11 protein-coding genes are annotated in these 11,700 nt (G+C 69.9%); 7 read left to right on the forward strand and 4 right to left on the reverse strand.

The features are described 5' to 3' along the window. The gene (locus Q1A98_RS05245) at positions 1–387 is read right to left on the reverse strand and encodes a hypothetical protein (RefSeq protein ID WP_299570422.1); all 387 of its coding nucleotides are present in this window, start codon (positions 385–387) and stop codon (positions 1–3) included. Positions 388–600: 213 nt separating this feature from the next. Between Q1A98_RS05245 and Q1A98_RS05250 the strand changes: the two genes are divergently transcribed. Together Q1A98_RS05250 and Q1A98_RS05255 are read left to right on the forward strand one after the other, a co-directional pair. Then, positions 601–2,046 (forward strand): aldehyde dehydrogenase family protein, encoded by a 1,446-nt coding sequence (locus tag Q1A98_RS05250; protein WP_299570591.1) that lies wholly within the window; start codon positions 601–603, stop codon positions 2,044–2,046. 49 nt (positions 2,047–2,095) lie between these two features. Continuing rightward, positions 2,096–2,692: a TetR/AcrR family transcriptional regulator gene (locus Q1A98_RS05255; protein ID WP_299570424.1), complete on the forward strand. Its 597-nt coding sequence runs from the start codon at positions 2,096–2,098 to the stop codon at positions 2,690–2,692. A gap of 42 nt (positions 2,693–2,734) precedes the next feature. Here the strand turns inward: Q1A98_RS05255 and Q1A98_RS05260 are convergent, their stop codons facing one another. Both Q1A98_RS05260 and Q1A98_RS05265 read right to left on the reverse strand, forming a co-directional pair. Next, positions 2,735–3,022 carry a putative quinol monooxygenase gene (locus Q1A98_RS05260; RefSeq protein ID WP_299570425.1) on the reverse strand — a complete coding sequence of 96 codons (288 nt, stop codon included), beginning with the start codon at positions 3,020–3,022 and terminating at the stop codon, positions 2,735–2,737. 54 nt (positions 3,023–3,076) lie between these two features. After that, on the reverse strand, positions 3,077–3,700 hold the full coding sequence (locus Q1A98_RS05265; RefSeq protein ID WP_366943341.1) for a helix-turn-helix domain-containing protein: 624 nt from the start codon (positions 3,698–3,700) through the stop codon (positions 3,077–3,079). Positions 3,701–3,879: 179 nt separating this feature from the next. Between Q1A98_RS05265 and Q1A98_RS05270 the strand changes: the two genes are divergently transcribed. From Q1A98_RS05270 to atzF, 5 genes are read left to right on the forward strand one after another with little or no spacing between them, the layout of a single operon-like run. Continuing rightward, on the forward strand, positions 3,880–5,439 hold the full coding sequence (locus tag Q1A98_RS05270; RefSeq protein ID WP_299570427.1) for an amino acid permease: 1,560 nt from the start codon (positions 3,880–3,882) through the stop codon (positions 5,437–5,439). Continuing rightward, complete coding sequence (locus Q1A98_RS05275) at positions 5,436–6,287, forward strand: urea amidolyase associated protein UAAP1 (protein WP_299570430.1); 852 nt, start codon at positions 5,436–5,438, stop codon at positions 6,285–6,287. Before Q1A98_RS05270 ends, Q1A98_RS05275 begins: the two co-directional genes overlap by 4 nt. Positions 6,288–6,303: 16 nt before the next feature. Then, on the forward strand, positions 6,304–6,933 hold the full coding sequence (locus Q1A98_RS05280) for an urea amidolyase associated protein UAAP2 (protein WP_299570432.1): 630 nt from the start codon (positions 6,304–6,306) through the stop codon (positions 6,931–6,933). Further along, positions 6,930–8,942, forward strand: coding sequence for a 5-oxoprolinase/urea amidolyase family protein (locus Q1A98_RS05285; RefSeq protein WP_299570434.1), 2,013 nt, complete (start codon positions 6,930–6,932; stop codon positions 8,940–8,942). Before Q1A98_RS05280 ends, Q1A98_RS05285 begins: the two co-directional genes overlap by 4 nt. Then, positions 8,939–10,618, forward strand: a complete 1,680-nt coding sequence (atzF, locus tag Q1A98_RS05290) for an allophanate hydrolase (protein WP_299570437.1) — start codon at positions 8,939–8,941, stop codon at positions 10,616–10,618. The genes Q1A98_RS05285 and atzF overlap by 4 nt, the downstream gene beginning before the upstream one ends. Before the next feature lie 200 nt (positions 10,619–10,818). Here atzF and Q1A98_RS05295 read toward each other — a convergent pair whose 3' ends face one another. Next, positions 10,819–11,565, reverse strand: a complete 747-nt coding sequence (locus Q1A98_RS05295) for a bifunctional 2-polyprenyl-6-hydroxyphenol methylase/3-demethylubiquinol 3-O-methyltransferase UbiG (protein ID WP_299570439.1) — start codon at positions 11,563–11,565, stop codon at positions 10,819–10,821. Positions 11,566–11,700 lie beyond the last annotated feature (135 nt).

The following is an 11,700-nucleotide window of genomic DNA, read 5'->3' on the forward strand; positions in this document are numbered from 1 at the left end:
TCAGTGGGCGAGCGTCTGGGCAATCGCGACGACGACGAGCCCGACCGACAGGCAGACGAACGACGCGCCGGAGACGGCCTTGTAGACCAGGTTCCGCTGGATCTCGGCACGGAACGCCAGCGGCGCGAAGAGCACGGGATTGACGATCCCGCCGATCGCGACCAGCACCAACGACCAGGCCGGGGAGTCATCCGCGACGGCGCCGACGGCGACCATGAGGACGCCCATGATCACCCAGTCGAGGTGGAGTTGGAGCACGCGACGGGGGTGACGGACACCGACCTTGGCGAGCGCATCGGGCTTCTCCACCATCAGCGTCACCGCGAACCCCGACACCGCGCCCACCGCGGCCGACCACAGTCCGATGAGCACGAGGATGTCTGCCACGGGATCCGAGCGTAGAGCCCACTGGCGCGGGCGGTGTGACGTGGCGCATACTGTCAAAGCGACACATCGCAGATTTTGTTTCTTTGCACGGTCGAAGGAGATCGCCCCATGACCGAACCGGCCACCCGCCCGCACCACGACGCGACCCCGTCGCGGCAGGCTCCTGAACGCACCGGCACGGTCGCGCAGATCCGTCCCCGCTCCGCCGCCGGCATGTCGCTCCAGGAGATCCTCGACGCCCAGCGCTCGGCGTTCCTGCGTGACGGCATCCCCGACGCGCGCACGCGCATCGACCGGATCAACCGCCTGTCATCGCTCCTGCTCGACAACGCCGACGAGATCGCCGAGGCGCTCCGCGACGACTTCGGCTCGCGTCCGCGTGAGTTGTCGATCGCGACCGACGTCGCGGGCTGCATGATCGACCTCGCCGACCAACGTCGTCACGTCCGGAAGTGGATGGCCACCGACAAGGTCGCGAAACCGGCTGCGCTGATGGGTTTCTCGCAGCGCATCCGGCACGATCCGCTGGGCGTCGTCGGGATCATCGGCCCGTGGAACTTCCCGCTTCAGCTCACGGTGGTCCCCGCCGGTGCCGCGTTCGCCGCCGGCAACCGCGTGATGATGCGTCCGTCGTCGGTCACCGCACGCACCACGGCGGTACTGGCGAAGCACGCCCCCGACTACTTCTCGGTGGAGGAACTCGCCGTCCTGACGCCGGAGCACGGCGGCGGGTCGGACTTCGCGAAACTGCAGGTCGACCACCTGTTCTTCACAGGCTCGCCCGAGGTCGGCCGGTCCGTCGCCGCGGAGGCGGGCAAGAACCTCGTGCCGGTCACCCTCGAACTGGGCGGCAAGAACCCCGTCGTCGTCGACACCGACGCCGACATCCGCGTCGCGGCCGAGCGCATCGCCGACGCCAAGCTCGTGAACTCCGGCCAGGTCTGCCTCTGTCCCGACTACGCGTTCGTCCCCGCGTCGCGCGTCGAGGAGTTCGTCGACACCGTGATCGCGCGGTGGCGCGCCGCGAACCCGAGCATCGCCGAGAACGACCATTACACTGCCACCATCAACGACAAGAACTTCTCGCGCATCGTCGGACTGATCGACGACGCGGTGGAGCGCGGTGCGTCGAAGCGTCAGGTGATCCCGCCGGGCGAGTCCCTGCCGGACGCGAGCACGCGCAAGATCCCTCCGACGGTGCTGACGGACGTCCGTCCGGGCAGCGACATCGAGGACGACGAGGTGTTCGGCCCGGTGCTGACGGTGTACCCGTACCGGGACCTGTCGGAGGCGGTCGAGTACATCACCGCCCGCCCGCACCCATTGACGATGTACTGGTACGGCCCCGACAACGCCCGCTACGAGCAGCTGCAGGCGTCGACGCGGTCGGGGTCGGTGAACGGCAACGACTTCGCCCTGAACCTGCTGAGCGGCGCGATGCCGTTCGGGGGTGTCGGGACCAGCGGGATGGGCAGTTACCACGGCCATTTCGGGTTTGCCACGTTCTCCCACGCCCGGGCCGTGACCCATTCGCGGATGCCGATCAGCTTCGGCCGCATGATGTCCGCGCCGTTCACCGCGTCGGATCGCCGGACCACCAACGCCCAGCTGTCGATGTGGAAGACCATCACCAAGCGGGCGACCAAGCGCAACCGCTGACCTGGGCGGACAGGCGCGCTGCCACCCAAGCGCTTGCTAGGGTGGCAGCGTGTCGACCAACGCCCCCTCGCGCTCCTCGCGGCGTGAGGAACTGCTCGACCTGGCGGGGCGGATGTTCGCCGAGCAGGGCCTGCGCACCACGACCGTCCGCGACATCGCCGACTCCGCCGGCATCCTCTCGGGCAGTCTGTACCACCACTTCGACTCCAAGGAGTCGATGGTCGACGAGATCCTCCGTGGATTCCTCGACCGTTTGTTCGCGCGCTACCACGAGATCGTCGACGCGGGGCGTCCGGCGGACGTCACGCTGACCGACCTCGTCGTCGCGTCCTTCGAGACCATCGACCGCGACCACAACGCCGTCGCCATCTACCAGGACGAGGCGAAACGGCTGTCGTCGCAGGAGCGGTTCTCCTACATCGGCGAACGCAACCGGGAGTTCCGGGGACTGTGGGAGACGGTGCTGCGCACCGGCGTCGAGGACGGGACCTTCCGGTCCGACCTCGACATCGAGCTCGTCTACCGCTTCCTCCGCGACACCGTGTGGGTCGCGGTGCGGTGGTACCGGCCGGGTGGTTCGCTCGATGCGCACCGCGTCGCCGACGAATACCTCGGTGTCGTGCTGAACGGTCTCACCCCGCGCTGAGTCACCCTCGTGACGTGCTGCGGTGGGGTGAGACCCGGTGCGTCAGTACGACTTCAGCGGATGGATCGCGACGTTCTCGAGCGCGTCTCCCTGGGTCGCGAACGCGTCGGCGACGTGCGGCGCCTTCATGTGCGCGTCGAGAGCCTCCTGGCTCTCCCACTTCTCGACGGTGACGAACGTGCCGGGGGCGCTGCCGGATTCGTACACCTCGTACGCGATGCAGCCGTCGTCACCCCGGGATGCCTCGGCGAGTGTCTTCAGCGCCGCGCCGACGCTCTCCGCGGTTCCTTCTTTGGCCGAGATAGTCGCCACCACATTCAGTTCCGCCATCGGATCCTCCGTCGCATCCCCGCCCGGCGACGATCGCCGAACGCAGTCGCGACCCTACCCGCGGGAGGTGTCGGCGAGGAGGCGTTCGACCGCGCCGACGACCGTGTCCGCGACCAGCGCGGCGCCGTCCTCGGCGATCTCGCCGTCGGAGCGCAGCCCGATGACCGATTCGACGAGGCGGAAGGGCAGTGCGCATCGAGGATCGGCCACGTCGGCGCCGATCACCTCGGCGGCGAGCGACCGGTAGATGTCGCGCAGCGCGAGCCGGTCCGCGCGGAACGGGTCGAACGCCGCGGTCCGGATCTCCGGCAGCAGGTAGAGCACACCGAGATTCCACCGCGACGTCACCAACTGCGTGACGTCGAATCGCGTGATCTCGATCAGCCGGTCGCGCGCGGGGCGTGCGGTGTCCTGCCCGCGCGCGACGTCGAGGGTCGGCACCACGGTCTGCCGCAGCAGCGCGATGAGGATGTCCTCCTTCGTCGCGAAGTGGTGGTACAGCGAGGCCTGTCGCAGCCCGACGGCCTCGGCGATCGCCCGTGTGGACGTGCCCGCGTACCCCTGCTCGGTGAAGAGCTCCCCGGCGGCGTCGAGGATCTCGTCCTGCGGCGTCCCGCCCACGCGCCGCCGCGGCATCAACCGGGGACGGCCCCGGGCCGGCGTCTGTGCGGAGCTCACGGGCACCCACGCTACCGAGCGGACGGCCCGCACGATCCGGTGAGCACTCGTTGACACAGCGTTCACAGAGCGGAAACCCGTCGGGACCTCGTCGTCACTATCTTTTCGATCACTCGACAGAAAAACCCCGCCCCGAGGACGCGGCGGCGTCTGTTCCCCGTGTTCGTCAGGAGAGTCCCATGACCGCAGTCGACAACCCCGCGGGCCCCACCCGCGACGTACCGCCCCCGCCCGTGTCGTCGCGCGCCGACGCCGACGCCCTCGCCGAACTCGGCTACACCCAGCAGCTCCACCGCGGCATCGGGTCCTACGCCGCGTTCGCCGCCGGGTTCTCGTTCGTGTCCATCCTCACGACGGTGTTCGCGCTGTTCGCGCTCGGCTTCGGTCTGGGCGGTCCGGCGTTCTTCCTCACCTGGCCGATCGTGTTCGTCTGCCAGTTCTGCGTCTGCCTCGTGTTCGCCGAGCTGTCGGGCAAGTTCCCGGTGGCCGGCGCGGTCTACCAGTGGTCACGCCGCCTGGCCGGCGAGACCGTCGGGTGGTTCGCCGGGTGGTTCATGCTCGTCGGCTACATCGTGTCCGTCGCGGCCCTGGCCATCGCGATGCAGAGCGTGCTGCCGTCCATCTGGTCGGGATTCCAGCTCGTCGGCACCGACACCGGTCTGACGACGGTCTCCGGTGCCACCAACGCGATCATCCTCGGCACCATCACCATCGCGCTGTGCACGCTGATAAGCGCGATCGGCGTGTCGTTCATGGGCAAGGTCACCGTCGTCGGGGTCAGCATCGAGATCATCGGCGTGATCCTGCTCGTCGGCCTGATGTTCGCCCACGCCGAGCGCAATCCGGTTGCGGCCGTGGCCGACACGGGTGGCCACGGCTCGGGACTGGGCTACGTCCCCGCGTTCCTGGCGTCCATGCTGATGGCGGCATACGTGATGTACGGCTTCGACTCCGCCGCGGAGCTGTCGGAGGAGACCACCGACCCGCGACGCACCGCGCCGAAAGCGATCATCCTGGCGCTGCTGGTCTCCTTCGTCGGCGGCGGGCTGATGATCCTCGCGACGCTCATGGCGGCTCCGTCCCTCGGTGCGCCCGAGCTCTCGGCCGACGGCATCGCCTACGTCATCACCAGTCAGCTCGACACATGGATGGGTCGCACACTGCTCGCCATCGTCGCGATCGCGATCTTCTCGGCCACCCTGGCCATCCAGGCGTCGGCATCACGCGTCATGTTCTCGATGGCCCGCGACGGCCGACTCCCGTTCTCCGACTTCCTCGCCCGGGTGAATCCCCGCACCGGGACGCCGATCAACACCGGCATCGTGGTGAGTGTCCTGGCCATCGTCGTGCTGTTGGTCAACCTCGGCCAGGCCGGAGTGTTCGCCGCCATCACCAGTGTCTCGGTGGTCATCGTCTACATCGCGTACCTGATGGTGACCGTGCCCGCCCTGGTACACCGGATCCGCGGTCGCCGTCTCGACTTCGGTCCGGGCGTCTTCTCGCTGGGTCGCTGGGGCATCCTCGTCAACGCGATCGCGGTCGTGATGGGCGCCGCCCTGATGGTCAACATCGCCTGGCCGCGCCAGGAGGTCTACGACCCCGACGGCACGTCCTGGTTCCTGCACTACTTCGCGATCATCTTCACCGCCGGCACCCTGGTGGTCGGCGCGCTCGCCTATCTCCGCGTCCGCTCGGCCCGGCCCATGACGACCACGCCGGCGACGGAGGCGGCCCGATGAGCATCTCGCACGACGAACAGACCGCCTCGACGGCCGGGGCCCGGGCACATGCCCGCGCGCAGGCCGCGCAGGCCGACGGACCGATGCCGGTGGTGCCGGCCTCGGACTGGCCCACCCCGCCGGACGGCGTCGACGCCGCCCGCCTCACGTGGGCCGAGACCGTGCCCGGAGGCCGCTACACGGCCAAGGTGCTCGGGCGCGGGACGCGGCTGCGTCTCACCGACGTCACCGGCTCCGCATGTGCCCACGTGCTCCTGTGGCGCGCCGACGCGCCGTGGGAGCGGCTGAGCGTCGCCGACACCGTGAAGGTGCCGTGGCAGGCGTACCTCGGGACGGGGCACCCGCTGCTCAGCGACCAGGGACGGGTTCTCGCGACGGTCGTCGAGGACACCTCCGGACACCACGACGCGCTCTGCGGGACGACGACGATCGCGGCCAACACGGCCCGGTACGGAGCAGGCGAGCCGGAGTCGGCGACACCGGCCGGTCGGGAACTGTTCGTGCTCGCAGCGGCCAAACACGGCATGGGACCGGCCGACGTCCCGCCGAGCCTGTCGTTCTTCCGCGGCGTCCGCGTCGACGCCGACGGCGCACTCGTCGACACCGGGTCCGCCGGTCCCGGGCGCCACGTCGATCTCGTCCTGCACCTGCCGTGCGTGGTCGCGGTCGTCGACACGGCCCACCCGCTCGACGAGTCGCCGACCTTCGACGTCGGCCCGGTCGAGGTGCTGGCGTGGTCGGCGCACGACGATCTCGCCGACCTCGTCCGCAAAGCGGGCGACACCGATCCCGAATACGCGCGTGCGGTGGCGAACTCGGAAGACGTCCACGCCGCCGCCCACCCCTGAACCGCCAGGAGATCCCATGACCAGCACCCTCGCCCCCGACGTCCTGCTCGACGTCGAGATCGGGCCGCGCGCACCGTGGTCCGGTGTCGTGCCCGCCGGCGCCACCGTCGAACTGATCGACCTGCACGGCAACCAGGCAGTCGACACGCTGTTCTACGGTGCGCACGACTACGCGATCCGGTACTCGGCCCAGGCGACCATCGCCGCGCAACGGTCGATATTCCTCACCACGGGCACGGTCATCCGCGACCAGGAGTCGCGGCCCATGCTCACGATCGTCGCCGACGAGGTGGGCAACCACGACACCCTCGGCGGTGCGTGTTCACAGGAGTCGAACACCCTGCGCTATGGGCACCACACCAAGCACCAGCACGCCTGCGTCGAGAACTTCCTCGCCGAGGGGGCCCGGCACGGACTGGGCAAGGCCGACATCGTCGGCAACGTCAACTTCTTCATGAACGTGCCCGTCGACCCCGACGGCACCCTCGGCATCGTCGACGGCCTGTCGGCGCCGGGGAAGTCGGTGACGCTGCGTGCCGAGATCGACACGCTGGTGCTCATCTCGAACTGCCCGCAGATCAACAACCCGTGCAACGGGTTCGACCCCACGGCCGTGCGCGTCGTGGTCCGCGGGGGCGCGTCGTGACCATCGAGGTGCTCCGCGCCGGACCCATGACGACCATCCAGGACTGGCCGGGTCGCGTCGGCTACTGGGGTGTCGGGGTGCCACCGTCGGGACCGATGGACGACCTGTCGTTCCGACTCGCGAACACCGCGGTGGGCAACCCGGAGGGTGTCCCCGCGCTCGAGGCCACGCTGGTGGGTCCCCGTCTGCGGTTCACGGCACCGGCGGTCGTCGCGGTCACGGGCGCGCCGGTGCTCGTCACCGTGACATCTCACACGGGAGCCGATCACGTTGTCGCGCAGGGTGTCCCACTCGAGGTGCAGGCCGGCGACATCGTCGACGTGGGACCGGTCGGGACCGTCGGGATGCGGGTCTACATCGCCGTCGCGGGAGGCCTGTCGGCGCAGGAGTACCTCGGCAGCGCAGCGACATTCGGGCTCGGTCGGTTCGGTGGCCTCGACGGACGCGCTCTCGTCGACGGTGACCCGCTGGAGATCGGCGACGCCGGCACGACGTCGCCGCGTCGCCTGCAGTTCGACGAGTACCCCGCCATCGGCAACGCGTGGCAGCTCGCGGTGACGATGGGCCCGCACGGCGCACCGGAGTTCTTCACCGACGATGACATCGCGACCCTGCTCGAGACCGACTACGAGGTGCACTTCAACTCCGACCGCACCGGCGTGCGCCTCATCGGCCCCAAGCCCACGTGGGCGCGGCCCGACGGGGGAGAGGCGGGCCTGCACCCGTCCAACATCCACGACACCGCGTACTCGGTCGGCGCGCTCGACTTCACCGGCGACACACCGATCCTCCTCGGCCCGGACGGTCCGAGCCTCGGCGGCTTCGTCTGTCCGGTCACCGTCACCACCGCCGACCGGTGGAAGCTGGGCCAGCTGAAAGCCGGTGACACCGTGCGGTGCGTGCCCGTCCGGACCGTCGACGCGGCCAGCCCGTCGACCCTCGGCGCCGCACGCCGGTCTCAGTTCGTACCCGTGGTGTCGGCCGGTCGGGACGAGGACGGCGGCATCCTCGCCACCGATGTCACCGCCGACGGGCAGAGCACGGTGACCTACCGCCGCGGCGGCGACGACAACGTCCTCGTCGAGTACGGGGACATGTCCCTCGATCTCGAGTTGCGCGCCCGCGTGCACGCGCTGGCCGCGCACATCGAGGACCACCGGCCCCGCGGACTCGTCGACCTGACCGCCGGGATCCGGTCGCTGCAGGTCAAGGTCGACCCGACGGTGTGGTCGTCGGACCGCGTGCTGTCGTGGCTGCGCGAGGTGGAGGCCGCGTTGCCCGCGGCCGACGACCTCGTCGTCGACAGCCGGACCGTGCACCTCCCGCTCTCCTGGGACGACCCGTCGACGCGCGAGGCCATCGAGCGCTACATGTTCGGTGTCCGCGCCGACGCGCCGTGGTGCCCGTGGAACATCGAGTTCATCCGACGCATGAACGGTCTCGACTCCGTCGACGACGTCCACTGGATCGTGTTCGACGCCGAGTACCTGGTGCTGGGTCTCGGCGACGTCTACCTCGGCGCGCCGGTGGCCACCCCGATGGACCCCCGGCACCGCCTGGTGACCACGAAGTACAACCCCGCCCGCACCTGGACGCCGGAGAACGCCGTCGGCATCGGCGGCGCCTACCTGTGCATCTACGGCATGGAGGGCCCGGGTGGCTACCAGTTCGTCGGACGCACCACCCAGGTGTGGAACCACCGGCACCCGTTGCGCGCCGCCGGATTCGATCCCGAGCACCCGTGGCTCCTCCGCCACTTCGACCGGATCCACTGGTACCCGGTGAGTGCCGACGAGCTGCTCGACCTGCGCGCGGACGTCGCGGCCGGGCGCGGTGACGTGACCATCGAGGAGGGCTCGTTCGCGCTGTCGGAGCACCGGACGTTCCTGGCCGAGAACGCCGACGACATCGCCCGGGTCCGTGGCGGCATGGAGGCCGCGCGGGCCGAGGAGCGGGCCCGCTGGGCCGCCGACGGTGAGTTCTCCGTGCGCGTGAAGGCCTCCGCATGACCGGGGTGCTGTCGTCGGTCGTCGACGACCTCTTCGACCGTCTCGACGCACTCGGCCGTCCCGAGATCTTCCTGCACCTGCGCACGCGAGAGGAGGTCCGCGACGACCACGCGCTGTCACTCGCGGCGGGCGGCCCCCTGGCCGGCCTCATCCTCGCGGTGAAGAACAACGTCGATGTCGCCGGGTTCCCCACCACCGCAGCCTGTCCGGGCTACGGCGAGATCGCTGAGGCCGACGCGCCCGTCGTCGCCGCTCTGCGTGCGGCCGGCGCTGTGCTGCTCGGCACCACGAACCTGGACCAGTTCGCGACCGGGCTCGTCGGCACCCGGAGCCCGCACGGTGCGGTCCGCGACAGCCGCCGGCCCGAGTTCATCTCCGGCGGGTCGAGTTCGGGGTCCGCGGTGGCCGTCGCCCTCGGGCTCGTTGACATCGCGATCGGCACCGACACCGCCGGGTCCGGTCGGATCCCGGCGGCGCTGCAGGGCATCGTCGGGATCAAGCCGACCGTCGGTGTCGTGTCGACCGAGGGTGTCGTCCCGGCCTGCGCGAGCTACGACTGCGTGACCATCTTCGCGCACGACCTCGCCACCGCGGACGCGGCGATGGAGGTCATGGCGCAGGCGACCGGCCCGCGGCCGTTCCCGTCCGATGTTCCTCTCGCGGCACCGTCCGCGCCCACCATCGCCGTCCCCGCGGCGCTCACCGCGATGAGCGATCCGTGGTGTGCCGCGTTCGACGAGGCCGTGGAGCGGTGCCGCGATCGCGGGTGGGCGATTCGGGAAGTGCCGTTCGACGAATTCCTGGGCGCGGCAGCACTTCTCTACGACGGCGCGCTGGTCGCCGAAAGATACGACGCGGTCGGCGAGTTCATCGTCACCGCGGACGACTCGGCAGGTCTGGATCCGACGGTCGCCGGCATCGTCACTGCCGCCGGCGACATCCGCGCCGTCGACCTGCTCGCCGACCGGCGACGCGTCGAGGAGTTACGCGCCCGGGCGATGGCGTCGGTGGCCGGGTGTGACGCGCTGATGGTGCCCACGGCCCCGTTCCATCCGTCGATCGACGACGTCGAGTCAGACCCTGTCGGGGTGAACGCGCGGATGGGGACATACACGAACTTCTGCAATCTGTTCGACCTGTGTGGGATCGCGATCCCGGCAGGGGAGATCGACGACGGCGCAGCGGGGGTCGCGCAGTTCGGGGTGACGTTCCTGGCGCCGGCGCACCACGACTCGGTCCTGGTGGACATCGCGCGGAAGTTCCGCGGGGAGCCGACCGATGGTCCGTCGTGGCCGGAGTCGGTCTCCGACACCGTCGAGCTGGCGGTGTTCGGAGCGCACCTGCGCGGGCAGCCGCTGGAGCACGAACTCACCTCGCGCGGCGCGCGGTGGTCGGGGGACGTGCGGACCGCGCCGGACTACCGATTGGTCGAACTCGCGACGACCCCACCGAAGCCCGGACTCGTCGCCGACCCGGCACAGGGCCGGTCGATCCGTGGTGAGCGGTGGACCCTGTCGACCGCGGCGCTGGGGTCGTTCCTCGAGGCGTTGCCCGCGCCGATGGGCCTGGGGGCCATCACCCTCGACGACGGGTCCACGATCGTGGGGTTCGCGTGCGCCCACGACGCCGCCGACGCCGGGCGCCCCCTCGACGTGGACCACTGGCTCGACCGCTGAACACCCCCACCGCCGAGCGTGCCGAAACCCACCGCCGAGCGTGCAGAAAATCGCCGCCGAGCGTGCAGAAAATCGCCGCCGAGCGTGCAGAAAATCGCCGCCGAGCGTGCCGAAAATCGCCGCCGAGCGTGCAGAAAATCGCCGCCGAGCGTGCCGAAAATCGCCGCCGAGCGTGCAGAAGATGCGCGCCGAGCGTGCGGTCAGCGAGTCCGGTGTGCGATGACGGCGCGTGGGGTGCCCTCGACGGTGATCGGACCCGCACCGACAGCCTCGGCGAGGTCGCGTCGTAGCTGAGCCTTCTGGTCCGGAGAGAGGACCAGGAACCGCGAGTAGGTGAACATCGAGTCGAGCCACTCCTCGACGTCGACCACCGTGGTCGTCGGGAACTCCTCGACACGCACGTCGAATCCGGCGTCGGTGAAGAGTCCGACGGTGCGATCGTCGGTGGGCCGGCGCCGAGGTGTGTCGTCGCGTCGGACGTACTGTTCGACGACCGATTTCACCGGTTCGTGCGCGAACAGCGACCAGCTCGCCTCGTGGGTCAGCAGCGCGACATGTCCACCGGGGACGACGATCTGGGTCAGTTTCCCGATGGCGGTCTCCGGATCCACCCAGTGCCACGACCGCGCGAAGGTCACCAGATCGAACATGCGGCCGCGCGGATCCCACTCTTCGAAGGTCCCCGGCTCGACGACGACGTGTTTGCGGCGCGCGATCGTCGCCATGTGGACGTCGGGTTCCACCGCGAGCACCGAGCAGCCGCGGTCGAGCAGGGCACGTGCGGCTTTGCCCGTGCCGGAACCGACATCGAGCACACGATGGCCGAGTCGGGCGACGACGTCCATCATCTCGGGCGGGAAGTCCGGCCGATGCTGCTCGTAGGCGTCGGCCTCGGACCCGAAGCTCAGCGCGAGCGTTCGATCACCATGCAGCGGTGCGTCGGTCACGGCGTCCGCCTCCTCTCATCGGCACGCTCGACGCGTGATGTCGGCACACTCGGCGAGCAGTTTTGGCCCAGTGATACTCGAGGGGCCTGGTTCGTGGGTCGGTCTGGCTCATTTTGGCCCTGACACCACCCGGTG

It is taken from the genome of uncultured Williamsia sp. (assembly GCF_947494875.1).
Taxonomy (GTDB): Bacteria; Actinomycetota; Actinomycetes; order Mycobacteriales; family Mycobacteriaceae; genus Williamsia_A.